General features: G+C 53.8%; 23 protein-coding genes. 14 read left to right on the plus strand and 9 right to left on the minus strand.

Annotated features, from left to right (window positions below; genetic code table 11):
* Positions 1-3: 3 nt before the first annotated feature.
* Together sucC and QBD29_RS08520 are read right to left on the minus strand one after the other, a co-directional pair.
* Positions 4-1,197, minus strand: coding sequence for an ADP-forming succinate--CoA ligase subunit beta (sucC, locus tag QBD29_RS08515; protein WP_280100874.1), 1,194 nt, complete (start codon positions 1,195-1,197; stop codon positions 4-6).
* A gap of 262 nt (positions 1,198-1,459) precedes the next feature.
* The gene (locus tag QBD29_RS08520; protein WP_280100875.1) at positions 1,460-1,852 is read right to left on the minus strand and encodes a carboxymuconolactone decarboxylase family protein; all 393 of its coding nucleotides are present in this window, start codon (positions 1,850-1,852) and stop codon (positions 1,460-1,462) included.
* Positions 1,853-1,966: 114 nt separating this feature from the next.
* Between QBD29_RS08520 and QBD29_RS08525 the strand changes: the two genes are divergently transcribed.
* Positions 1,967-2,254: a cupin domain-containing protein gene (locus QBD29_RS08525; protein ID WP_280100876.1), complete on the plus strand. Its 288-nt coding sequence runs from the start codon at positions 1,967-1,969 to the stop codon at positions 2,252-2,254.
* Positions 2,255-2,258: 4 nt separating this feature from the next.
* On the opposite strand, the gene QBD29_RS08530 is transcribed toward QBD29_RS08525, so the two are convergent.
* Together QBD29_RS08530 and QBD29_RS08535 are read right to left on the minus strand one after the other, a co-directional pair.
* Positions 2,259-2,735: a hypothetical protein gene (locus QBD29_RS08530; protein WP_280100877.1), complete on the minus strand. Its 477-nt coding sequence runs from the start codon at positions 2,733-2,735 to the stop codon at positions 2,259-2,261.
* A 2-nt stretch (positions 2,736-2,737) separates the two neighbouring features.
* Complete coding sequence (locus QBD29_RS08535) at positions 2,738-4,312, minus strand: bifunctional metallophosphatase/5'-nucleotidase (protein ID WP_280100878.1); 1,575 nt, start codon at positions 4,310-4,312, stop codon at positions 2,738-2,740.
* 212 nt (positions 4,313-4,524) lie between these two features.
* On the opposite strand from QBD29_RS08535, the gene surE reads away from it, so the two are divergent.
* The 3 genes from surE to QBD29_RS08550 are packed head-to-tail and all read left to right on the plus strand — an operon-like array spanning position 4,525 to position 7,146.
* Positions 4,525-5,304, plus strand: coding sequence for a 5'/3'-nucleotidase SurE (surE, locus tag QBD29_RS08540; protein ID WP_280100879.1), 780 nt, complete (start codon positions 4,525-4,527; stop codon positions 5,302-5,304).
* Complete coding sequence (locus QBD29_RS08545; RefSeq protein WP_280100880.1) at positions 5,304-5,945, plus strand: protein-L-isoaspartate(D-aspartate) O-methyltransferase; 642 nt, start codon at positions 5,304-5,306, stop codon at positions 5,943-5,945. The genes surE and QBD29_RS08545 overlap by 1 nt, the downstream gene beginning before the upstream one ends.
* A gap of 40 nt (positions 5,946-5,985) precedes the next feature.
* The gene (locus QBD29_RS08550) at positions 5,986-7,146 is read left to right on the plus strand and encodes a peptidoglycan DD-metalloendopeptidase family protein (protein ID WP_280100881.1); all 1,161 of its coding nucleotides are present in this window, start codon (positions 5,986-5,988) and stop codon (positions 7,144-7,146) included.
* Between the two features lie 57 nt (positions 7,147-7,203).
* On the opposite strand, the gene serS is transcribed toward QBD29_RS08550, so the two are convergent.
* Entirely contained in the window at positions 7,204-8,496 is a 1,293-nt protein-coding gene (serS, locus tag QBD29_RS08555; RefSeq protein ID WP_280100882.1) for a serine--tRNA ligase, read from the minus strand.
* A gap of 132 nt (positions 8,497-8,628) precedes the next feature.
* Between serS and QBD29_RS08560 the strand changes: the two genes are divergently transcribed.
* The gene (locus QBD29_RS08560) at positions 8,629-8,952 is read left to right on the plus strand and encodes a hypothetical protein (protein ID WP_280100883.1); all 324 of its coding nucleotides are present in this window, start codon (positions 8,629-8,631) and stop codon (positions 8,950-8,952) included.
* On the opposite strand, the gene QBD29_RS08565 is transcribed toward QBD29_RS08560, so the two are convergent.
* Entirely contained in the window at positions 8,944-10,290 is a 1,347-nt protein-coding gene (locus QBD29_RS08565) for a pentapeptide repeat-containing protein (protein ID WP_280100884.1), read from the minus strand. The genes QBD29_RS08560 and QBD29_RS08565 overlap by 9 nt on opposite strands.
* Positions 10,291-10,651: 361 nt before the next feature.
* Between QBD29_RS08565 and yajC the strand changes: the two genes are divergently transcribed.
* The 7 genes from yajC (at position 10,652) to QBD29_RS08600 (ending at position 16,016) form a co-directional block, all read left to right on the plus strand.
* Positions 10,652-10,972, plus strand: coding sequence for a preprotein translocase subunit YajC (gene yajC, locus QBD29_RS08570; protein ID WP_280100885.1), 321 nt, complete (start codon positions 10,652-10,654; stop codon positions 10,970-10,972).
* A 48-nt stretch (positions 10,973-11,020) separates the two neighbouring features.
* Entirely contained in the window at positions 11,021-12,694 is a 1,674-nt protein-coding gene (secD, locus tag QBD29_RS08575; protein ID WP_280100886.1) for a protein translocase subunit SecD, read from the plus strand.
* A 12-nt stretch (positions 12,695-12,706) separates the two neighbouring features.
* Positions 12,707-13,675, plus strand: a complete 969-nt coding sequence (gene secF / locus QBD29_RS08580; RefSeq protein ID WP_280100887.1) for a protein translocase subunit SecF — start codon at positions 12,707-12,709, stop codon at positions 13,673-13,675.
* A 1-nt stretch (position 13,676) separates the two neighbouring features.
* Positions 13,677-14,429: a sulfite exporter TauE/SafE family protein gene (locus tag QBD29_RS08585; protein ID WP_280100888.1), complete on the plus strand. Its 753-nt coding sequence runs from the start codon at positions 13,677-13,679 to the stop codon at positions 14,427-14,429.
* 10 nt (positions 14,430-14,439) lie between these two features.
* Positions 14,440-14,793 carry an Mth938-like domain-containing protein gene (locus tag QBD29_RS08590; RefSeq protein WP_280100889.1) on the plus strand — a complete coding sequence of 118 codons (354 nt, stop codon included), beginning with the start codon at positions 14,440-14,442 and terminating at the stop codon, positions 14,791-14,793.
* Between the two features lie 54 nt (positions 14,794-14,847).
* A complete protein-coding gene (locus tag QBD29_RS08595) occupies positions 14,848-15,309 on the plus strand; it encodes a hypothetical protein (RefSeq protein ID WP_280100890.1) in 462 nt (153 codons plus the stop codon).
* Positions 15,310-15,416: 107 nt separating this feature from the next.
* Positions 15,417-16,016, plus strand: coding sequence for a superoxide dismutase (locus QBD29_RS08600; protein ID WP_280100891.1), 600 nt, complete (start codon positions 15,417-15,419; stop codon positions 16,014-16,016).
* 56 nt (positions 16,017-16,072) lie between these two features.
* On the opposite strand, the gene QBD29_RS08605 is transcribed toward QBD29_RS08600, so the two are convergent.
* Entirely contained in the window at positions 16,073-16,621 is a 549-nt protein-coding gene (locus QBD29_RS08605; protein WP_280100892.1) for a TIGR00730 family Rossman fold protein, read from the minus strand.
* A 112-nt stretch (positions 16,622-16,733) separates the two neighbouring features.
* Here QBD29_RS08605 and QBD29_RS08610 point away from each other — a divergent pair, with 112 nt between their 5' ends.
* Positions 16,734-17,729 (plus strand): LysM peptidoglycan-binding domain-containing protein, encoded by a 996-nt coding sequence (locus tag QBD29_RS08610; RefSeq protein ID WP_280100893.1) that lies wholly within the window; start codon positions 16,734-16,736, stop codon positions 17,727-17,729.
* A gap of 74 nt (positions 17,730-17,803) precedes the next feature.
* Positions 17,804-19,642, plus strand: coding sequence for an ABC transporter ATP-binding protein/permease (locus QBD29_RS08615; protein WP_280100894.1), 1,839 nt, complete (start codon positions 17,804-17,806; stop codon positions 19,640-19,642).
* A 115-nt stretch (positions 19,643-19,757) separates the two neighbouring features.
* Here QBD29_RS08615 and QBD29_RS08620 read toward each other — a convergent pair whose 3' ends face one another.
* Both QBD29_RS08620 and QBD29_RS08625 read right to left on the minus strand, forming a co-directional pair.
* A complete protein-coding gene (locus tag QBD29_RS08620; protein WP_280100895.1) occupies positions 19,758-23,315 on the minus strand; it encodes an efflux RND transporter permease subunit in 3,558 nt (1,185 codons plus the stop codon).
* Entirely contained in the window at positions 23,312-24,403 is a 1,092-nt protein-coding gene (locus QBD29_RS08625; protein WP_280100896.1) for an efflux RND transporter periplasmic adaptor subunit, read from the minus strand. The genes QBD29_RS08620 and QBD29_RS08625 overlap by 4 nt, the downstream gene beginning before the upstream one ends.
* Positions 24,404-24,430: the final 27 nt, after the last annotated feature.

Here is a 24,430-nt window from a genome sequence, read left to right on the forward strand (position 1 = left end):
GCCTTACCCTTTAACGGCCTTAACGATTTTTTCTGCCGCATCGCCAAGATCGTCGGCGGCGATCACGTCCACGTCGCTTTCGTTGAGGATACGTTTGCCTTCTTCGACGTTTGTCCCTTCGAGGCGGACGACGAGGGGCACTTGCAGGCCGACTTCTTTTACAGCCGTTACAACGCCTTCAGCGATGACGTCACAGCGCATGATGCCGCCGAAGATGTTCACGAGGATGCCTTTGACCTGTGGATCGGAGGTGATGATTTTGAAGGCTTCGGTAACTTTTTCAGTTGTTGCACCGCCACCCACGTCGAGGAAGTTGGCAGGTTCAGAGCCATACAGTTTGATGATGTCCATTGTGGCCATCGCCAGACCTGCGCCGTTTACCATACAGCCGATTTCTCCATCCAAAGCGATGTAGTTGAGATCGAATTTGGAGGCTGCGAGCTCTTTTGGGTCTTCTTCTGTTTCGTCGCGCAGATCGAGGATCGCTTTTTGACGATAAAGGGCGTTGGAATCAAAACCCATCTTGGCGTCCAAGCATTTGAGATCGCCTTCATCTGTGACGATCAGTGGGTTGATTTCCAGCATTTCCATGTCCCGTTCAATGAACATGCGGTAAAGATTTGAGATCAGCTGCACGCATTGTTTGACTTGCTTGCCTTCGAGGCCAAGGGCAAAAGCAACGCGGCGCCCGTGGAATGAGGAAAGGCCAGACGCAGGATCGACAGAGAATGTGACGATCTTTTCAGGGGTTTCTGCGGCCACTTCTTCGATGTCCATGCCGCCTTCGGTTGAGGCAACGAAAGACACGCGAGATGTAACGCGGTCCACCAGCAGGGCGAGGTAGAGTTCCGTTTCAATGCCAGAGCCGTCTTCGATGTAGACGCGGTTCACTTGCTTGCCTGCGGGGCCCGTTTGGTGCGTGACCAATGTGCGGCCCAGCATTTTTTGGGCTTCTTCGGCGGCTTCAGCCACAGATTTTGTCAGGCGCACACCGCCAGCTTCGCCAGCAGCGGCCTCTTTGAAGGTGCCTTTGCCGCGACCCCCTGCGTGAATTTGTGCTTTGACCACCCAAAGCGGACCATCCAGTTCACCTGCCGCTGTTTTGGCATTTTCTGCCCGCAAAACGGCCCGACCATCGGAGACGGGAGCGCCGTATTCTTTGAGAAGTTGCTTGGCTTGGTATTCGTGGATGTTCATCTGAGCTGTCCCTTACGGCGATAATTTTCACTTTGGTCGCACAGTTGGGACAGCGTTCAAAGGGGAAAACGCCAATAATTGTTGATATCACGCAATTTTGTGTATTTTGTGATCACACGAATTTTTTACGTGATCACAAAATTGTTGAGCTGTGGCGAAATTCTGTTTTTTCATTGAGTCGGTGTTGTGACGCGGGTTGGCGATCTAATGCCAGTGGGCAATCACCATGCCCCCTCAGCGCGAGACGGATTGTCCACAGACCCTAAAGTTCACCAGCTTCTTCCAGCACCTTTCGAGCCACGCGAAAACATTCTAGCGATTGGGGGACGCCGCAGTAAATGCCGACCACATGGATGATGGCGCGGATTTCTTCTTTGGTGACGCCGTTTGTCAGTGCGCCACGACAGTGGATTTCCCATTCGTGCATTTTACCAAGCGCGCCGAGCATGGCGAGGTTCATCATGGAGCGGGTTTTGGCAGGGATCACATCATCGCCCCAACCAAAGCCCCAGCACCATGCTGTCATTGCTTCTTGAAACGGTTGGGTGAATTCATCCGCAGCGGCAAGGTTCTTTTCCACGTATTCCGCCCCAAGGGTGGATTTGCGTTGTTCCAAACCTTTGAGGAACAGGTCTTCGTTAAAGAGATCGGCCATGAGGTGTCTTTCTGCTGAGGAATCGTCCCCTTATGCCTAACATGGGATTGCGCATTTGACAGGGTGCTGATTGCCTGTTTCTTTTGTCCTAACAAATCCAAAAGGAAATTCCCGATGCCAAAGCCACAAGCCGTTGCGACCCAGATGATTGATGACGCGCGGGTGCGTGTAACGCGGTTTGATTTTGCGCCTGGTGCGGAAACAGGCTGGCATACTCATGCGTATGATTATGTGATCACGGCGGTCACGGATTTGCTGATGTTGTTGGAGCATCCCGATGGGACCACGTCAGAGGTGAATATCCCTGCGGGAACGGCTTATCGCCGTGAAGAGGGTGTGGAGCATAATGTGATTAACACGAGCGACACGACCATCAGCTTTGTTGAGGTAGAGCTGAAATAGGGGCTTAGTCGTCCAAAGGCGGGCAGTTGTCCATCGAGGCGCGGTTGAGGCGGAAAGTGGTAAAGCCGTCGGTTTTGTCTTTGACCAGACGTGTGTCGGATGCCGCGTCATCACAGCCGCCAGAGACCACAAACCCATCGGTTTTCAGATAGATCGTTTCGCGATTTTTCCATTTGATTTCTGCGCGTCCCCCGTCGCATTCGACACCGCAATAATGCGATCCGTCGTATGACGAACAATAAAGGGTTTGGGTGTATTTGGTGTCTGAGCCGTGAAAGAACACGGTGGTGTCGCCCCATTCGCCAGTGTTGGATTTATCTGTGGCGGGGCCTTCAAACCGGATGGCGATGCTGTCGATCACTTGTTCAGGGTTTTTGCGCAGATGTTCGGTATCATAGTGGCGGGCAAAGCAGCTTTGTTGTGCGAGGGTCGACGTTCCCAGCGCGGCGAGTGCCGCGCTGAGGAAGAGAGTTTTGCGCACGATCATTTGGCTGTGATGCGGCCATCTGTGTAGGGTTGGTAATTCCCCGACTTTGCCATGTATTCCGCCAGAACATCGGCCACATCTGGGCCGTAGTCATAGGCGTTTTTCGCATCGCGGAACATCGCATATCCATCGCCGCCGCCACGCACATAGTTGTTGGTTGTGACGTTGTAGGTTGCGTTTAAATCAATGGGGGCAAATCCGTTGTCTGTTGCGACCATCACATCAGAAACGCGGCCTTCGTTGGGGGCCACTGTGATGTCCCATGTGAATTTCAGACCTGCCACTTGGGGGAAGCGGCCTTTGACCTCTTCCACTTGGGACACGCCGTTTTCAAGAGCGTCGACAATGGTTTGGCCTGAGACTTGGAAGGTGGAGAGCGTGTTTTGGAACGGCAGCACGGTCAGGACTTCGCCCATGGTGACTTCGCCTGCATCCATCGACGCCCGCACGCCACCAGAGTTGACAATGGCAATGGTAACGCCTTGGTCTTTGACGCGGTCGAGCAGGGCATCCGCCACAAGGTTGCCCATTTCGCATTCTTGAATGCGGCAGACGCCACGGTCCCCTTCGATGGGGGCGGCGGCGCTGGCCACAACTTTGTTGCGGATTTCATCAAGCGGTTGCGCGGCCTCGGCGATGCGGGCTTTGGTGTCGGAATCTTCAACGACTGTGCCGTCCATTACGAGTGGTTCGCCCGTTGCGGCGGTTAATTCGCCAGCGTCATTGAAGGTGACATTCAATTCGCCCAAAAATTTGCCGTAGGCGTAGGCCTGCACAATCGCGGTGGAGCCGATCATTGTGGGGTAGGGACCCGCTGCGCGGTCATTGGTGTTGGACAGCAACGTGTTGGAATGCCCACCCACGATCACGTCAACGCCGGTGGTTTCGGCGGCGACTTTCTGATCCACCACATAGCCAGAGTGGGACAGGACGATGATTTTGTTCACACCTTGGGCGGTGAGTTTGTCCACCTCACCCTGAACGGCGGCCACGGGATCGGAAAATGTGATGTTTTCACCAGGGGAGGCCAGTTCATGTGTGTCTTCGGGGGTAAGGCCGATCAGGCCAATTTTTTCGCCACCCCTTACAATCACGGCGGATTTTTCCAGTTTACCCGCGAGGATTTCTTCGGCGGATACATCGGCGTTGGACATTAGGACGGGGAAGTTTACGGCATCCATAAAGCCGCGCAGCACTTCAGGGCCATCGTCAAATTCATGGTTGCCGACGGTCATACCGTCATAGCCCATCTTGTTCATCATTTCGGCGGCGAGTTTGCCTTTGTAATAGGTGTAAAACAGCGAGCCTTGGAATTGGTCGCCGCCATCCACAAGGATTGAATTGTTAGAGCGTTTGCGTGCGTCAGCGATGGCCGTGACCAGACGGGCGGAACCGCCAAAACATTTGCCTTCGGCGTTGTCTTCTTCGCCGCATCCGCTGTCGTATTTGCTGATGGGTTCAAAACGGGCGTGGAAATCGTTGGTGTGCAGGATTGTCAGTGAATAATCTGCTGTGGCTGCGGTGGCGCTGAGCGCGAGAGCGGAAATGGTTGATAGGAATTTGGCAGACATTTGGGGCAGCTCCTGTTGGTTTGGGGGCACGCGGCACGGCAGACATGTGCAGGCGTTCATGGTGTAAGTGTTGAGTTTGCGCCCCAAGCTGTCAAGGTTTCCCTTGCGGTGGCATGGACAAAGCGGTGATTTGCTTCTTTTCATGAGAGGCCACTTGGGGTAGCAACGAAGCGAGTGGCGTTAGATCACATTTATCATGAGGGCAAAGTGCGGTGCGTATCCTAATTACGAATGACGATGGTATTGGTGCGGAGGGTTTGACCGTTCTGCATGAAATCGCCTGTGCGATTGCTGGAGAAGACAATGTTTGGACGGTTGCGCCTGCGTATGAGCAATCTGGTGTGGGGCATTGCATTTCTTATTCCAACCCTGTCCAGCTGATCAAACACAGTGAGCGACGGTATTCGGTGACGGGATCGCCAGCGGATTGTGTGTTAGCTGGTTTGTTCGAGGTGATGAAAGATTGCCCGCCAGATATCGTTTTGTCTGGGGTCAATCGGGGCAATAACGCGGCGGATAACACGCTATATTCTGGGACCATCGGGGCCTGTATGGAAGCGGTTTTGCATCATGTGAAATCCATTGCGCTGTCCCAGTATTATGGCCCGAAAAACAGAGACTTGGACGACACATTTGAAGCATCGCGCAAGGCGGGTGTTGAGGTCGTGCGTAAGTTGATCGAAGAGGCCCCGTGGCATGAAGGGCCTTACGAGTTGTTTTACAACGTGAATTTCCCGCCCTGTTCTGGGGCAGAGGTTAAGGGCATCAAAGCGGTGACGCAGGGCTGGCGTGAAAATGTGGAGTTTAGCGTGGCCCCCCATGACGTAGGCATGAAGAAGTTTCTGTTCATCCAAGGGGGGCCGCAGGATCAGCCAACGGCCCCGGGCACAGATGTGCATGCCAATCTAAACGATTTTGTATCAGTGACACCAATGCGAGTTGACCTAACCGCCCATGAGAAAATGGGGCAAATACAAGAGATTTTCGACTGATGGTTGATGCGCAAACCAAGATGCAATTCATGTTTGCCCTGCGTGCGGCAGGGGTAACGGACGCCAAAGTGTTGGCGGCCATGGAAAAAGTGCCGCGCCATGACTTTGTGCAGGGGCATTTCGCGCCCCGTGCGTATGAAGATTTGGCCATTCCAATTGCCAGTGGGCAAACGATCAGCCAGCCTTCGATTGTGGGCAAAATGACGGCGGCGTTGAATGTGCAGCCACGCGATAAAGTGTTGGAGATTGGAACGGGGTCTGGGTATCAGGCGGCGATCCTGTCCCATCTGGCGCGACGGGTTTACACGATTGAGCGCCACCGTGGATTGGCGCGGGATGCGCGTCGGTTGATTGACGAGATGCGGTTGGTGAATGTGATCGTTATGACAGGCGACGGGAGCCAAGGTTTGGCAGATCAAGCGCCGTTTGATCGTATTTTATTAACCGCAGCGGCGGAAGACCCGCCTGCAAACCTCTTGGCGCAATTGCGTGTGGGCGGTATAATGGTGTTGCCCGTGGGGCAAACGGATGCGGTTCAACATCTGATCAAGGTCGAAAAAACAGAAAACGGCTTTGAATACACAGAGTTAGAACCCGTTCGATTTGTGCCATTGGTAGAAGGGGTTGCGCAGGAACCCTAAACGATAAGCCCAAAAACGGGCAATGATTGAGGTATGCAGTATGGTGATTGGTCTCCCAAAAGCGCGCAAATTTGCGCTGATGCTGACAGGTGGCGTTTTTTTGCTTACGGCCTGTGAAGGCGGTTTTGACCTTGGAAATCTGAGCGAACGGTTGGATCGACGCCCCACCGCTGGTGCGGCAGAGCAGGGCAATGTTGCCCCGCGACCCAAGCCCGATAGTCGTGGTTTGATCACTTATCCCAATTATCAGGTGATCGTTGCGCGGCGCAATGACACGATGAACGATGTGGCAGGTCGCGTTGGCCTGACGGGTGCGGAATTGGCCCGTTACAACGGGTTGCCAGCGGATTATCTGCCCCGCTCGGGCGAAGTTTTAGCCTTGCCCAAGGGGACAGTTATTCCTGTTGAAGCGTCCGATGCGGATGCGGTGGCGAGCCCAAACAGTTTGGAAGCGATTGCGCAATCGGCCATTGGGCGGGCCAATGATGCGGCCCCCAAAGTGGCGGTGCAAGATGGGCCAGAGCCGATCCGACATGTGGTGGAACCAGGTGAAACGATTTATTCCATTGCGCGGTTATACCGTGTGTCTGTGCCCGCATTGGCCAGTTGGAATGGGTTGGGCAAAGATTTGGCCGTGCGTGAAGGACAGCGTTTGCTGATCCCAGTTGTGGAAGACGGCAGTGTTAAGTCACAAGACAATGATTTCGTGGTGGAAGAACCCGCACCCGGGGAAGGTTCGATTACGCCGATCCCGCCAAGTGCGGATGATCCGCTGCCAGATGCGGTTGAAACGGCGGTTATCCCAGAAAGCCCAGATTTGGTGCAGGACCGCACACCCGTTGGCGCATCGCGTAAGTTGTTGCGGCCTGTGTCTGGCGAAGTCTTGCGCGGGTATTCCAACAAACCTGGCGGGAACGAAGGTTTGGACATTGCGGCGGCCAAGGGAACATCAGTGAAGGCGGCGGAAAACGGCGAGGTGGCGCTTGTGTCATCTGCGGGTGGTAACACCAAGATCGTTTTGATCCGCCATCCTGACAATCTGTACACAGTGTATTCGAATGTGTCGGATGTGGCTGTGAGCAAAGGTCAGAGCGTTAGCCGTGGGCAATCCATCGGTAAAGTGGCAGGCGGCAGCCCCGCGTTTTTGCATTTTGAAATTCGCCGTGGCACGGAAAGCGTGAACCCAGAGCCTTATTTGTAAATCGGATGCTTAGAATCGAAAACGCCGCCCAATGGGGCGGCGTTTTGCATTTTAGGTTCAGGCCATTTGCCCATCGGCGTTGATGCGAGTTTTGCCGCCAAGCCAAGGGTGGAGTGCCTTTGGCAATTCCACAGAGCCATCGGCCTGTTGGCCGTTTTCCAGCACTGCGATCAAGCAACGGCCCACAGCAAGGCCAGAGCCGTTGAGTGTATGGACAAACTCTGGCTTTTTCTCGCCTGCGCGTTTGAAGCGGGCATTCATGCGGCGGGCCTGGAAATCGCCACAGACTGAGCAAGAGCTGATCTCGCGGTAGGTGTTTTGGCCCGGCAACCAGACTTCGATGTCGTGGGTTTTGCGCGCGCCAAAGCCCATGTCACCCGTACACAGAACAACCGTGCGGTAGGGCAGTTCCAGACGTTCCAAAATACCTTGGGCGCAGTCTGTCATACGGTCCAACTCGGCAAGGCTGTCTTCGGGTTTGGTGACGCTGACCATTTCGACTTTTTCGAATTGGTGCTGGCGCAACATGCCAGATGTGTCACGGCCCGCGCTGCCTGCTTCGGAGCGGAAGCATAAGGAATGCGCGGTATAACGGCGGGGCAGGGTGTCTTCGTCCACCATTTCGCCAGCCACGAGGTTTGTGAGCGTGACTTCGGATGTGGGGATCAGCCACCAGCCGTTGGTTGTTTGATAGCTGTCTTCGGCGAATTTCGGGAGTTGCCCTGTGCCGTGCATCGCTTCGTCACGAACCAGAACAGGGGTGTTTACCTCTGTCAGGCCGTTTTCTGAAGTGTGCGTGTCGATCATGAATTGTGCAAGTGCGCGGTGAGCACGCGCCACAGCACCAGACATGACAACGAAACGAGAGCCAGACAGTTTGGCGGCGGTTTCGAAATCCATGCTGCCTTGGACGGCGGGCAGGTCGTAATGCTCTTTTGCTTCGAAATCGAGTTCGACAGGCGTGCCCCAGCGGTGGATTTCGACGTTGTCTTCTTCGTCGGCCCCTTCTGGAACATCGTCATGTGGCAAGTTCGGGATGGTTGCGAGCAATTCTTGCAGGCGTTCATCTTCGTCTTTGGCTTCGTCTTCCAAAATGCCGATTTGGGCCTTTTTGTCGGCCACAAGGGCGCGAAGGCGTTCGAATTCTTCTTCTAAACCTTGGGCTTTGGCGGCACCGACCTGTTTGCTGGCAGCGTTGCGATCCGCAAGCGCGGTTTCAGCGGCGGTGATTTTGGCGCGACGGCTCTCGTCGATTTCGAGGATTTGGGACGACAACGGGGCCAATCCACGCTTTGCCAGTGCGGCATCGAACCCTTCAGGGTTTTCACGGATCAGTCGAATGTCATGCATTTTCCTCTAGCCTTTCATGAGTGTGCAAAATGTAGCGCGGGGATACCGCAGGTCGCGCGGCGGTGCAATGGTTGGTGGCGTGCTGGTGCGCGTTAGGGATTTATTAACAACACTGTTTCAAAGATGGCGATTATGAGAGCTGCCATTCTATCCCTTATTGTTCCACTGCTGGCTGTTGCCGCCTGTGACACGCCGCGGTTTGGATTTCAGTATGACCAAGTGGATCAACTGTCTGTCGCGGGCAATGATTACAAGGTATATTACACCAAGACAGAGGCCCAAGCGGTGCGGTTAAACCGTGTAGGAATTAAATCCCTGCAAACAGCGGCGGACGCGGGGGTGTTGGCGATAAAGCTCGCCACACAATGCGATATCAAACGAGTGGACCCAAAATCAGATCCTGTGCTGATTATCGCGCGGATTAATTGCGCGGACCCCAAAGAAACGTCAGGTTAGCCCTGCTTGTTTCTTCACATTGCGCCACAGGCTGAAGAAGGTTTCAGACGGCAGGACCTTGTCTGTCCATGTTTCGGTTTGGGGCATCAGAATGTTCACTGGCAAAATCGTAGAGGCATCGCCCACACTGTCGGCCAGTTGTTCAACGCCAAGGTGTTTGGCGTTTGTGAAATCAGCGTTTTTGACGGCGGCATAGCTGAGTTCAGTTGCAGAAAAATTGGCGTTTTGGAATTTGGCCAAAGACAGCTGTGAGCCATGGAAAACTGCCCAATCCAGCCAAGCATTTGAGAGTTTCGCACCAGAGAGCCATGCTTCGGTCAAGTTGGCTTTGAAGAGGTCGGCGCTTTCAAGGCTGGCGTCTTTCAGACGTGCGCCGCGCAGGTTGGTAACGCAAAGGGAAGCGTGATTGAGGCTGGCCCCGTCCAAAATGGCGTTGGCCAAGTTGGCGTTGGACCAATCAATGCGATCCAGATGAACACCGCGCAGATCAAGGACGTATTTTTCGCGCACTTCCAGATCAATGGCATCCAAAGATCGACGGCCCAAAATGGTGGCCGCCGCCTGCACATCGGCACGGGGGACGGCATAGGTCAGGCAAGCGGCTTTGTCGCTGGCGTCCAGTTCGGATGTTTTAATCTTGAGCCGTTTGGCAGCCGCCTTTTCATTTTCGCGGGTTGTGACTGTGTCGATGTGCGGCGCGTTGGCGTTTTCGCGGATGTAGGCACAGATGGTCTCTGCGATGGGGACGTGGTCGCGCGGGCTGTCTTTGGCGATAAGTTCCAACAGGTACAGCGCGCCCATGCGCACCTCTAGGTTGGGTTCAGAGGATTGTTTGTTGTCGCGCCATACGATGCGTTCAGAGCCAAGCTTTTCGACGGCTTGGGCAATGCGATCCGTCAAATAGCTTTCCTCGGATGCGCGGGTGCGGCGTTCGGCGTGAAAGGCATTCATGATGAGAAGGGGGATGGACAAGAGGCCGCCGAGGGCAGCGATCATGCCCACGATGGCCAACACATGCCAGCGCATGCTTTCAACGCCAATGGCCTGCCCAAAGGTGGTGGCCAGTTTCCAGATTGAGAAAAATACGAGGAAGATGAGGGCAACCCAGAGAGGGGAGATCAGCACAGACAGCCAACCGATAAATTTCAAAAGGGGCTTTTCGGTACGGCGAAACAGGTTGAGGCGACGTTTCCAACCGCGCCAGATTTTGTAGCGCAGGGCAAGAATGAGCAACAAAACCACAGCGGCAATGGCCCAAGGCATGGTTTGCGCATCTAGCGAATTTGGAATGGTGAAGGGCGGCAGATCAAAGACCAGCCCCGTTTCCGTCTTTTCCATAAAATGTACCCCCCCAAAAGGCACGCAATCAGTAATTGTTTTGCAGCAACTTTGATAGGCTGCGCTTAATTTGGTTAATTTTCAACAATTTTGATGCAAATGAGGGGCAGATAATGTGCAATTGCATGTGACAGTTTCCATAATTGAAACGGTGGGACACACCTTTGGGCGTTTCGGCCATAGATGGAAACAAGGTGAAAAAATCGGACGGATTGGGGGCGGACGCTCATAAAACCGCGATTCGATTGGAGATTCCTTGCTTTCCCTCTTGCCAGACGGGTTGCTATCCCCCATCTGAAAGTCTAGGTTCCACGCGAAATTTCGGTGGCCGATCTGGCCGCCTCTCACAAAGGAAAATGATATGTTTGCAAGTCCTGCTTATGCTCAGGCCGCTGGTGGTGGATTAGGTGGTATCGGTGGGTTTGTTCCCCTGATTTTGATCTTTGCCATCATGTACTTTTTGATGATCCGCCCACAGCAGAAAAAGATGAAAGAGCATCGTGCAATGGTGGATGCCCTGCGCAAAGGGGATCAGGTTGTTACGGCTGGCGGTTTGATCGGCAAAGTGACCAAGGTTAAAGAAGACAACGAAGTCGAAGTTGAACTGGCCACAGGCGTGAAAGTGCGTGTTGTACAGTCCACAATTCAGACCGTTCTGAACAAGACCGAGCCAACAACGTAATCACGGTTAAGTGGTTGTAAATTAACACATTCGCAATAAGGGCGGACCATGCTTCAATTCCCACTTTGGAAGAAAATTGTTATTTGGGGCGTCTGCGTTTTTGGCGTTTTATTGGCTGCGCCCAACTTGCAATACACAAAGGTAGAACTGCACAATGATGCCAAGGCGACCATTGCGCAGCTGCCCGAAGGATCAGCGATTTCCCCCGAGCTGCAGGCGCAATTGGATGGGTATCCCAACTATCTGCCTTCTTCCTTGGTGAACTTGGGCTTGGACTTGCGCGGTGGGGCGCATTTGCTGGCGGCGGTTCAATTGCAAGAGGTTTATGCGGCGCGTATCGACGGCATGTGGCCAGAAGTGCGGGATGTGTTGCGTGAGCAGCGTGCCACCATTGGCACCATTCGCCGCCAAGATGGACCTGACGATCAATTGCGGGTTCGCATTTCCCAACCGGAGGCGATTGGCGAAGCGGTGGCCGCGGTGCGCACTTTGGCACAGCCCATTTTGTCGCTGACTGGTGCGGGCACGTTTGACATTGATGTCAGCTCTGATGGGGCGGATGTGATTGTTCAGCTGTCTGAGGCCGAAAAATTGGCCACAGATCAGCGCACGATGGAGCAAACGCTCGAGATCGTGCGCCGTCGTGTGGATGAGGCAGGGACGCGAGAGCCGACCATTCAACGCCAAGGCAATGATCGGGTTTTGATCCAAGTGCCGGGTATTGGGTCTGCTGAAGAGTTGAAAGAACTGATCGGAACCACGGCAAAGCTGACGTTTCATACAGTGGAAACGCGCACGGGTGATCAATCCTCACGGGTAAACTCACGCCAGTTGCTGTTGCCTGCAGAAGATGAGCCAGGCGTGTATTATGTGTTGACCAAATCGCCTGTGATTTCGGGCGAGCATTTGGTGGATGCGCAGGCGGCGTTTGATCAGAACAATCAGCCAGCCATTAACTTTCGTTTGAACCCAGCGGGTGCGCGGATTTTTGGTGAATACACCGCCAACAACATTGGCACGGCCTTTGCGATTGTGTTGGATGACGAAGTGCTATCCGCCCCTGTGATCCGCAGCCATATCCCCGGGGGATCGGGCATTATCACAGGGCAGTTTGGTGTGGAAGAAACCGCAAAACTGTCCATCCAGCTGCGGGCAGGGGCCTTGCCTGCCAAAGTGACTTATCTTGAAGAGCGCACCATTGGGCCAGAGTTGGGCCAAGACAGCATTGATGCAGGGCGTATCGCTTGTATCGTCGCGTTTATTGCGGTGCTGGTGTTCATGGGGCTGAGTTATGGTTTGTTCGGGGTGTTTGCGAATATCGCGTTGATCATCAACGTTGGTTTGATTTTCGGGTTGCTGAGCGCCATTGGAGCCACGTTGACCCTGCCCGGTATTGCAGGGATCGTATTGACCATCGGGATGGCGGTGGATGCCAATGTTTTGGTGTTTGAGCGCATCCGAGAAGAGTTGAAATCGGCCAAAGGCCCTGCACGGGCGATTGAGCTGGGGTATGAGCGTGCGTTTTCGGCGATTATTGATGCGAACGTGACCACGTTTATTGCAGCGGTGATCTTGTTTGTCATGGGTTCTGGCCCTGTTCGCGGCTTCTCTATCACGCTGGGGCTGGGTATTTTGACATCAGTGTTCACAGCGATCTGGGTGACGCGTTTGATAATTTCAATCTACATGGGTCGCGTGCGTCCCAAATCAATCGAAGTGTAAGGGAGCAATATTATGCGTTTGAAACTGGTCCCGACATCGACGAATGTTGATTTTTTCAAGGTCAACAAGATCACCTTTGGCGCGTCAATCTTAGCGATGATTGCATCCATTGTGGTGTTTTTCCTGATCGGCCTGAACTATGGCATTGATTTTCGTGGCGGCACAACGATCCGCACGGACAGCCAAGTGGCAGTGGATGTAGGTGCATACCGCACGGCGTTGGAGCCGTTAAATCTGGGCGATATTTCGATCACTGAGGTGAACGACATTTCCAACCCTGATCAGAATGTGGCGCAAATCCGCATTCAGGCGCAGGATGGGGATGAAGCAATTTCCAACGATCTGATCCTGAGTTTGAAAGCGGCGTTGAACGCGCTCGACAGTACGATGACGTTTCCGCAGGTGGAAAGCGTCGGCCCAAAGGTTTCGGGCGAGTTGATCCAGACGGCCGTGATTGCGGTGGTTTTGGCCATGTGTGCGGTGTTGTTTTACATCTGGTTGCGGTTTGAATGGCAGTTTTCTGTGGGTGCTGTGGCAGCACTGGTCCACGATATCGTGCTGACCATCGGCGTGTTCAGCCTGTTGCAGATTAAGTTTGATCTGGCGATTATCGCGGCGCTTTTGACCATTGTAGGCTATTCCTTGAACGACACAGTGGTTGTGTTTGACCGTGTTCGCGAAAACCTGCGCAAGTACAAAAAGAAGCCGTTGAAAGACGTTTTGAACCTGTCGATCAACGAAACCCTGAGCCGTACGGTGATGACATCTGTGACCACGCTGATCGCGTTGATTTCGCTGTTTGTGTTGGGTGGCGATGTGATCCGCGGCTTTGTGTTTGCGATGATCTGGGGTGTTCTTGTTGGGACATATTCATCTGTGTTTGTGGCCTCCGCGATTTTGCTAAAACTGGATGTAAAGCGCGATTGGTCCAAAGAAGCCGCCGCAAATGCGGGTGGCCAATACGCCAACATCGACGCCTAAGATGGATGCCATATCCACAGCCCTTGCCGTTGATGGGCTGTGGTGGATTTTCATAGGGGCCGTGCTGGCAGGGATCGTGCGCGGGTTCACGGGGTTTGGTACTGCGATGGTGTTTTTGCCGTTTGCAGGTGCGGTTCTAAACCCGATTGCGGCGCTTTTGTCGCTGGTTTGTATGGATATCTTTGGGCCCTTGCCGTTGGTTCCAAATGCACTGCGCAAAGGGCATCCGCGTGATATTGCGTTGATGGGTCTGGGCATGATTGTGATGCTGCCTGTTGGTGTTTATTTGCTCGGAAAGATGGAAGGCAGCACCTATCGGTATGTGGTGTCAATCGCCACGCTCATTGCGTTGATCGTGCTGATTTCGGGGTTTCGGTATACCCGTGCGCTGACGTCAAAGGTGATTGTTGTGACGGGCGGATTGGGCGGATTTTTGGGTGGTGTCGCGGGATTGCCAGGGCCGCCTGTGACAGTGCTTTATATGGCAAGCAAGCTGCCTGTTGAAACGGTTCGTGCAAACATGATCTTGTTTCTTTTGATGGCGGATATTTTGATTTTCCCGATAATGGCAATGCAGGGAATGTTAAGCCTGCAACCCTTTATTATTGGCGCGTTGATGTTACTGCCCTATATGGCGGGCAGTGCAATTGGGGTGATGTTGTTTAACCCTGAAAAAGAGCTGGTTTACCGTTTGGTGGCCTATGGCGTGATTGCTGGGTCTGCGATATTGGGCCTGCCGTTTGTGATGCAGTGAGGTGATGGATATGCAGCTGAATGAAGTGAAATTCGAAGATCAGGTTCCCGTTGATGGGTATGGTCCAGGATTTTTTCGTGTGGCAGATCAGGTGTATAATGGCGCGATGTTTTTGACGGCGGAGGGTGTGAAACCATGGGGCGGGTATGCGGATTTAACGCCTTTGATCGACTCTGTTGGCACCTATGATTTTGTGTTTGTCGGAACGGGTGCAGATATTGCCCCTGTGCCAAAAGATATCCGCGAAACACTGGAAAATGCGGGTGTCGCAATTGAAGTGATGTCGAGCCCGAGCGCCTGTCGCACCTATAATATCCTGCTGTCTGAGGGGCGCCGCGTGGCCTTGGCCGTGCTTCCTGTTTGAAACTATTTGCTAAAGTCGCTTGGAAATTAACCTTTTGGCTCTAGGTTTATTCACATGAAACAGACCAAGTTAGCGATTGCGGCCTTTGCAATCGGCCTTTCGGGGACCGCCAGTATGGCGGAAACCTTCATTTGTGAACTGCATGATGCACGCAATTCGGGCTGGCTGCCTGAAAAGTTGGTTGTGCAGATCAGCTCTGATGAAACCATGGGGCAAACCTATGACCCGATTACATTTTCGACGTTGAATGGTTTTGCGCCCACGCGGGTACACGCGGAAAATTCTGTGCGGGTCGAATTGAGGTGGAAAACGGGACGGTATCGAAACTCGAGCGAAATGCGCAGTCGAGATCGACCATCCTCTGTTCCAACCGAAATCGAATATCGCGCCACGATTTTGCGGGGTGGTAATAAGATTTTGATGCGGGCGGCCCCAGACGGCGTGCGCGATCGGTTTAGCGCCAAGGGCTCGTGTGAGATTGTGAACGCGTCGATCAATGAAGTGGTGCGGCGCTAATCTGGTAGGCGTCGAAAATCCGCCTTTCCCTGAAGGGCAGAACCGCTATATACAGAGGCGGACGCCAGTGCATTTTGCTGGCATTAATTTTTGAGAAAGAGGCACAGATGGCTTTTGAACTTCCAAACCTTCCCTATGCACACGACGCGCTGGCCGATGGCGGCATGTCCAAAGAAACGTTGGAATACCACCACGATCTGCACCACAAAGCCTATGTGGACAATGGCAACAAGCTGATCGCTGGTACTGAATGGGCAGATAAGTCCATGGAAGAAATCATCGTTGGCACATATGACTCGTCCAGCGTTGCGCAAAACGGCATTTTCAACAACATCAGCCAGTTGTGGAACCACAACCAATTCTGGGAAATGATGGGCCCAACGGGGCGCAACATGCCATCCGAGTTGGAAGCGGCGATCAAAGACAGCTTTGGGTCTGTTGATAAATTCAAAGAAGAATTCGGCGCAGCGGGTGCTGGGCAGTTTGGCTCCGGCTGGTGCTGGCTGGTAAAAGACGCTGACGGCGGTTTGAAAGTGACGAAGACAGAAAACGGTGTGAACCCATTGTGTTTCGGTCAAACTGCGCTGCTCGGCTGTGATGTGTGGGAGCATTCCTATTACATTGATTTCCGTAACAAACGCCCTGCGTATCTGACGAATTTCTTGGATAACTTGGTAAACTGGGAAAACGTGGCGTCCCGCCTGTAATTTCCCGTCATTCCTGAATTTTGAAAGCCCCGCAGTGTTCTGCGGGGCTTTTTGTTTTAAAGCTGAGCCATAAGATCGTTTACGGTGGGCACAACCGTAAACAAATCACGCAAGGACGCGTCGGCGAAGCCTGAGGCGATTTGGTGGTCTATGAGGGTGACGAGCGGATCCCAGTAGCCTTCGACGTTGAGCAGGAATATCGGTTTGTCGTGAAGACCGAGTTGAGACCATGTGAGGACTTCGAAAAACTCTTCTAACGATCCTGCGCCCCCGGGGAGTGTGACAATGGCATCGGCGTTCATGAACATCACCTTTTTGCGTTCGTGCATGTTTTCGGTGACGATAAAATGGGTGAGGTCGCGTTTGCCCACCTCCAAGCCCATCAAATATTCGGGGATCACGCCAAAGGTTTCGCCGCCTGCGGCTTGGCAGGCGTTGGCCACTGTGCCCATTAAGCCCACATCACCCGCCCCATAGACGAGCTGTATGTGACGATCTGCGAGCGTTGTACCAAGGTCTTTGGCGGCCTGTTCAAAAGCGGGGTTCGTGCCAAAGCGAGAACCGCAGAAAACACAGACGGAGGAAATGGGGGAGTTTGCAGGCATGGATCAGGTCTTTGTGATTGGGGTTTTGTGATAAGTGGGTTTCGGTGTATCACGTAAGCGATCCTGTGAAACGCTGAAAGTTAAGCAAGCGAAAGCGAATGTTGAAATGATTATGTCTGCGCCCCTTCGAATTGCTGCTGGTGCCACGTCTTTGGGGGCGGTTTGTGTCGTGGGTGTGTTGTCTTATGGGACACAAACGCTGGAACCGAATGACGCAACGCCCTCCGAAAGCGTTGTGGTGGAAACACCAACAGCGCAAGAGGCCGAAACACTGAGTTCGATTGTGCCCAATGCGCCGTCTTTTGATTTGGTGCGTGTGGATGACAGTGGATCGGCCGTATTTGCAGGCAGTGCGGAGCCGCTGAGCAATGTGGCGATCACGATGGATGGCACGGTGTTTGAAACGGTGCAGGCAGATAACAACGGTGCGTTTGTGGCGCTGGTACAGTTGCCCGCCGCAGAGGACGCGATGACCGTGGGGTTGCAGCAACTGCGCGATGGCAATGTTGTAGCGGTTTCGATGGGCACGGTCCTTGTGGTTCCGCCATTGCCAGAGTTGGAAGAGGTAACAGTTCCAACGATTGTATTGGCCGATGAAACGGGTGTGGAAGTGTTGCAAGGGGGCGCACGCGGATTGGAAACGGCGGCGCGAAACCCGCTGACCCTTGATACGATATCATACGATGATAGTGGCGCGGTGGTTTTGTCAGGGCAGGGCACAGGCGCACAGTTTGTGCGGGTTTACGTGGATAACACGCCGATCGAAACGGAGTTGGTGCCTGATGATGGCAACTGGCGGGTGGTTTTGCCTAACGTGAATGAAGGCCGATACACGTTGCGGGTGGATGAAATTGACGAAGCGGGCAAGGTTAAAGCCCGTGTCGAAAGCCCGTTTCAACGGGCAGCAGCGACAGATTTGGTGTCTGAAGAGGTTCAGTCGTCTGACACGGGACGTGTGGTGGTGCAGCCTGGTCACACGCTTTGGGCCTTGGCAGAGGATACCTATGGGGATGGGATCAAATATGTGCAGATTTTCCATGCCAACCGTGACACGATCCGCGATGCCAACTTGATCTATCCAGGACAAATTTTCGAAATTCCCGAATAAACGACGCAATTGAGTTTCGAGGTCTGGCCAATGGGTCGCCTTGGGACTATTTACAGGTGTTCAGGAGAATACCTATGCGCAAGACCCCCATCACAGATGCAGAAATTGACCGCAAAAGCGGCATGCGGACCATTCGCAAAGTGGCGCCGTATTTGTGGCCTGCTGACAAGCCGTCTGTCAAAGTTCGTGTGGTGTTGGCGCTGATTGTTTTGGTTCTAGCGCGAGCGGTTTCTGTCGCCACGCCGTTTTATTACAAGGCAGCGGTGGATGCGCTGGCCCCTGTGGCCAAAGAGGCGGATCCAGTGTTTTTGTTGGCCATGGGCGCGGTTGGGTTGACCATTGCCTATGGTGTTTTGCGCCTGTTGGCGGTTGGGTTTAACCAACTGCGGGATGTGATTTTCGCCCGTGTGGGACAGCGGGCATTGCGTAAACTGGCGCTTGAGACATTTGAACATATGCACGCGCTGTCTTTGCGGTATCACATTACGCGCAAAACTGGTGGGTTGAGCCGTATTATCGAACGGGGTGTGAAGGGCGTTGAGTTCCTGCTGCGCTTTATGCTGTTTTCGATTGGGCCGCTTGTGCTCGAATTGTTGATGATTTCGGCGATTTTGTTTTTCGTTTTTGATGTTTGGTATCTGGCGGTGGTGGTGCTGACCATCGGGATTTACATCTGGTTCACGTTCAAAGTGACCGAGTGGCGCGTGCAAATCCGTAAGGAAATGAACGATCAGGATACGGATGCGAACCAAAAAGCTATTGATAGTTTGTTGAACTTTGAAACCGTCAAATATTTCGGGGCAGAGCAGCGCGAAGCCATTCGCTACGACGAGAGCATGAAGGGGTATGAAGCGGCGGCGCTCAAGACCAATTATTCGCTAGCGTTTTTGAACTTTGGGCAATCGTTTTTCATCACCACGGGGTTGGTGATTGTGATGGTGATGGCGGCCATGGGGGTGCAAAACGGTGATCTGACCGTGGGCGATTTTGTGATGGTGAACGCCTATATGATCCAGATCACTATGCCGCTGAATTTCCTTGGCACGGTATATCGTGAAATTCGCCAAGCCTTGGTGGATATGGGCGAGATGTTTGATCTGTTGGAGCAACCCGCAGAGGTGACGGACAAGCCAAATGCTAAGGCGCTGAATGTAACGGGTGGGCGTATTGCGTTTAAGGGTGTGGATTTTGGATATGACCCTGATCGCCAAATCCTCAAATCGCTCGACTTAGAAGTGAAGCCTGGCCAGACCGTGGCGGTTGTGGGGCCGTCTGGATCAGGGAAATCCACCATTGGGCGTTTGTTGTTTCGGTTTTACGATGTGAATGAGGGCAGTGTTGCGATTGATGGGCAAGATATCCGCGATATTACGCAGATTTCGTTGCATGATGCGCTCGGGATTGTGCCCCAAGACACGGTTCTGTTTAACGACACGATTGGGTACAACATCGCCTATGGGCGCGAGGGCGCGACGCGCGATGATGTGATTGCAGCGGCGAAGGCGGCGAAAATCCATGACTTTGTGGTGGATTTGCCTGACGGGTATGACACCACGGTCGGCGAGCGGGGATTGAAGCTGTCGGGTGGTGAAAAGCAGCGTGTTGGGATTGCACGGACCTTGCTGAAAAACCCACCAATCCTGCTTTTGGACGAGGCCACATCGGCGCTCGATACAGAAACCGAACGGGACATTCAGGATAGTTTGCGGGCTATGGGGCAGGGACGGTCGGTGATTACGATTGCACACCGTCTGTCCACGGTTGTGGATGCGGATAAGATTGTGGTGCTGGAAGATGGGCATCTGGTGGAGCAGGGCACGCATGATGAACTGCTGGAGCTGGGGGCGCGGTATTCGAGCATGTGGCATCGCCAACTAGCCGATGAAGAGGATGACGCACCGCAGGTGGCCTAACGGCGCCGCTTGCGCGGCATTCCATGAGCCGCTGGCGCGGCGGTTCGCTCCGCTTGGGGGATATTTTAGGCCAGAAGAATGTTGAAAGGCGCGGTGTTTGAACCGCGCCTTTCTTTTATTCGGCAGCTTTTAACGGGGTGACAGGGGCAGGATCAGGAGCTTCGACCAAAGGTTCGGGGCCGTTGTCTGCTATGTCTTCCCATGTGAGTTCTGCCGCTTGGGCTTTCTTGGTGGCTTTGCGTTGGACGCGGTTTTTCGCAACCTTGCTTTGTGCGCCAGCGATGAGTGAGCCGACGGTTGTGCCACCAAGGTAGGCGCCTTCGGCCACCCAAACGCGGAAGGCAAGCATGGAGGGCGTAAAGACAAGCGTGAGGACCGTAGCAATGCCAAGGCCAAACACAACGGCGGTGGCCAGTTGTTTCCACCAAAGCGCTGTGGGTGCATCAATGGAATAGCCGCCATTGGCAAAGTCGATGGAGAGACCAATCATCATGGGGGCAAGACCCGCCATTGTGGTGATCGTGGTCAAAAGAACAGGGCGAATGCGGTCTTCGGCGGTGCGCACGATGGCCTGCAAACGCGGCATGTATTTGGCGTATTCCTGATAGGTGTCGATAAGCACAATGTTGTTGTTCACCACGATCCCTGCCAAGGCGACGATGCCTGTACCCGTCATGATGATCGAGAAGGTTTGATCCATCACAAGCATGCCGATCAGCACACCTGTTGTGGACAAAACCACGGCAAGCAAAACCAGAACGGAGTTGTAGATCGAGTTGAATTGCGCGAGCAGAATAACAAACATCAGACCCAAAGCGCCCATGAAGGCCTTGCCCAAAAAGGCAGCGGATTCTTCTTCGTCTTCTTGGTCGCCTTCCCATTTCCAGTTCACACCGTTGGGCAGGTCTGCTTCTTCTTCGAGCCATTTGGTCATGGCGGCGATAGCAATGGAGCCGCTGAAGGGTTTTGCGCCCGCTTCGTCTGCATCTACAAATTCACCGTCGGCATTCACGAAGAGCGTGGCATCCACGTCTGATTTCACATCGAAATACCGTTGGGAATCCGCGCGGTCGATTTGGCCGAGTTTTTGCACAGGGGTGCGGGTGATAAAGTTTGACAGCGGGATCAGGCCAGAGGCGGTACGCACTCGCAGCGTGTCGATGGTGGACAAGATGCGATCCTGTTCGGGGAGGCGGACGCGGATTTCGATTTCTTCATCCGAAGAGTCCACACGCATAGTATCCAGCAAGAGGCCACGGGTGACGAGCTGAACCATTGCGCCTACGGAGAGTACATCGGCGCCGTAGCGGCCTGCGCGTTCCACATCCACGTCAATTTGCCAGTCGATACCGGGCAGGGGGCGCGTGTCTTCGATTTGGGTGAGGCCTTTGGTGGCTTCGAATTTGGCGCGTACGATTTCAGCGGCGGCGAGCAATTGATCCCAGTCTTCGCCTTTGAGGCGCAGGTTTAGGGGTTTGCCAGAGGCGGGGCCCATAGCTTGTTCGGTGACTTCGGCTTGGATGCCTGGGATGTTTTTGATGCGTTCGTTGATTTCGTCCAAAATGCCTTGACCCGAGCCGATAGGACGTTCGGACCAGTTCACCAGTTCGATTTGCACTTGGCCGATGGTGTCGATGGGCGGGGCAGCGCCACCTGTGTTTTGCGACAGCCCACCTTCGCCTGCGAATGCGAAAGTGCTTTCGATGTATTTCACGTCTTTGATGCTGGCCTCGACCTGACGCAAAAGCTGGTCTTTTTCGTCAAGGGACAGGTTCCCGCGTGCGCGAACATAAGCGTTGGCGCGTTCGGGTTCGGTGGTGACGAAGAATTCGGTGCCTTTAGAGTTTTCACCGAATACAGAGAACACCATCATGACAAAGCCTAAAACGGCGATGATCGAAACAACTGGCATGATCGGGTTGCCTGTAATGGCGTGAATGAACCAGCCAAATGGCGAGCGTTTGTAGCCTGCTTGGACTTTCTTTTCCTTGCGAAGGGGGGTGATGGAGCCTCCTGTGATCGCCAAAGCTAAACATGCAATCAGGAAGGACGGTGCTGAGCCGAGGACTTCGCCACGCAACAGCATGAGAACGCTTGAGAACAGCAGCGCCGCGCTGGCTGCAAACAGTGCAAGACGGATCGTCCAATGCAGTTTTGCGCGCATCGCGGATGCGATGTTTTCAAGCAGCGCCGAGACACGCCCTGCAACGCCACCAACGACGGGCAGGTAGACGAGAGCCACGAGGAGAGACGCAGAGAGGACAAAGATCAAGGTGATCGGGAGCATGCGCATGAATTCACCCGGCACACCCGGCCAGAACAGCATGGGCAAGAAGGCGCAGAGCGTTGTGGCGGTGGAGGAGATGATCGGCCAGAACATGCGTTTGGCCGCGGCGGCATAGGCGCGCATGGGGCCGACACCTTTGGATATTTCCTTGTCAGCGTATTCAACGACAACAATGGCACCGTCCACCAGCATCCCCACTGCGAGGATGAGACCAAACATCACCATGTTCGAAATGGAAATGCCAGACAGCGCCATCAGCGCAAACGCAAGCAGGAAGGATGTCGGAATGGCAAAGCCAACGAGCAGGGCCGAACGCACGCCAAGGGCTGCTAAGATGACGATCATCACGAGGGCAACGGCGGTGAAAACCGAGGCTTCGAGTTGGCTGACCATATCGGCCACTTGGTTTGATTCATCCATGGAAAAGCTGACTTGGATTGAATCTTGCAGCTCTTCTGGCCAATCCGCTTTGGCGTCGTTCACCAGTTGGCGCACGTCCGTTACGGTGTTGATGAGGTTGAAACCTTTGCGTTTGACAACTTGCAGCGCCACCGTGGTTTGCCCGTTGTAGCGGGCGGTGCCGAGGCGATCTTCGAAGGTGAGGCGGATGTCTGCGAGATCACGCAGGGTGATGACGCTGTCGCCGTTAACCTTTACGGGCAGGTTATAGACGTCTTGGGGCTCATCAAAGGCTGATGGGATTTTGACGGAGAATGCGCCGTTGGCGGTTTCCACTTCGCCTGCGGCGATCAATTGGTTGTTGTTGGTGACAACGTTGATCAATTCACCAGCGGTGACGTTGTAAGCTTCGAGTTTGAGGGGGTCGATCAGAACTTCGAGCATTTCATCGCGGTGCCCAGCGAGGCCTGCTTCGAGCACGCCTGAGTGGCCTTCGATGTCGTCTTGCAGGTCTTTGGCTACACGCAGCAACGTGCGTTCAGGGATTTGGCCGGAAAGGGACACGACAAGGATCGGGAACTGAGAGAAGTTGAATTCGTCGATTGTGTATTGTTCGCCGCCTTCGGGGAAGTCTGCTTCGGCTTGATTTACCTTATCGCGCACGTTGGCGATGGTGGCGGTTTTGTCCCAGCCAAATTCAAACTCCATCACCACAAGGGCATAGTTTTCAGAGGCGATGCCTGAAATTGTCTTTAGGCCATCCAATTCTGAGAGTTTGGATTCCAGCGGTTTGACGAGGAGTTTTTCGCTGTCTTCCGCAGAGATGCCCGGAAATGGGACCGAAACAAAGAGAGCGGGGACGTCAATGTCGGGTTCGCCTTCTTTTGGCAGTGTCGCATAGGAATAGCCCCCTGCAATCAGGGACAATGCGATAAAAGCGAAGATCATTCGCGCGCGGGCAGAGGCCCAATCTACAAGGCCAGTCATGACTCGTCCTGTTGGTAGGTAACGGTGACGCGCCGTCCTGTGACGACATATTCTTGGCCCACGACGATCACTTCTGCGGTTTCGCCAAGGCCAGAGACCCAAAACCCATCTGAGGTTTCGTTGATGATGTTCACAGGCATGAATTTGGCGGTTTCGCCGTTTACGACACGCACGCCAATGACGCCTTCATCGTTAAGCGTAAGCGAGGATTGCGGCAGCAAGTGACCCGTTTCACCAGAAAGAGCAATGTAGATTTCAGCGGTGGAACCGTCGCGGATTTTTAAGTTCTCGTTTGGAACCGTTACCTCGACCTTGAAGGTGCGGGTTTGGGGATCGGAGCTGCGAGAAATGAACGTCAGTTTGCCCACAACGGTTTCGCCGCCAATCAAGCGCGCACCTGCTGTGCCGCCAACGGCTATGCGTTTGACCTGTTGTTCAGTGGCAAAGCCCACAAGTTTGATCGGGTTGAGTTCCAAAATGCGGGCGCATGTGGCGCCGGGCTGCATCAAAGCACCAAATTCTGCGGTATCCGTTTCCAAGATGCCCGAAAACGGGGCGTGGATTTCCAGATGATCCATTTCTTTTTCGGCACGATCGACGGCGGCTTGGGCTGCTTCAAGTTGTGCGACGCGAGAAATGGCGGTGGTTTCAGACGCATAGCCCTTTTGGACAAGGCTGGCGGAGGCGTTGTTGTTTGCTTGTGCTTCGGCCAATCGGGCCTTTGCTTCGGCGAGGGATGCCTTTTTCGTGCCTTCGTCCAAACGGCAGAGCAGTTCGCCTTCGCCCACCATTGTACCTGCGCGCAATGGGGTTGAAATGACTTGTCCGCTGGTTTCAGATTTTACATCCAGCAAACGGAAAGCTGCGGTTTGACCCCGCAGTACAATGCCCCGCTCAACAGGTTTCGCTTTTGATTTCAGGACCATAACAGAGACAGGAGGTTTGTCTTCGATGCGGTTTGAAACGGGTTCTTCGACGGTTTCTTCTTTTTCGACTCCAGCAAAAGCCAGCAGGGTTTCGCGTTCTAAGATCAGCATGTAGGTGAAAGCGCAGACCAAAGCCGCAGTTAAGAAGGGGGTAAATCGCATGTTCGTAACCTCTGGCCCTTAAAAACA

It is taken from the genome of Amylibacter sp. IMCC11727, assembly GCF_029854195.1.
Taxonomy (GTDB): Bacteria; Pseudomonadota; Alphaproteobacteria; order Rhodobacterales; family Rhodobacteraceae; genus Amylibacter.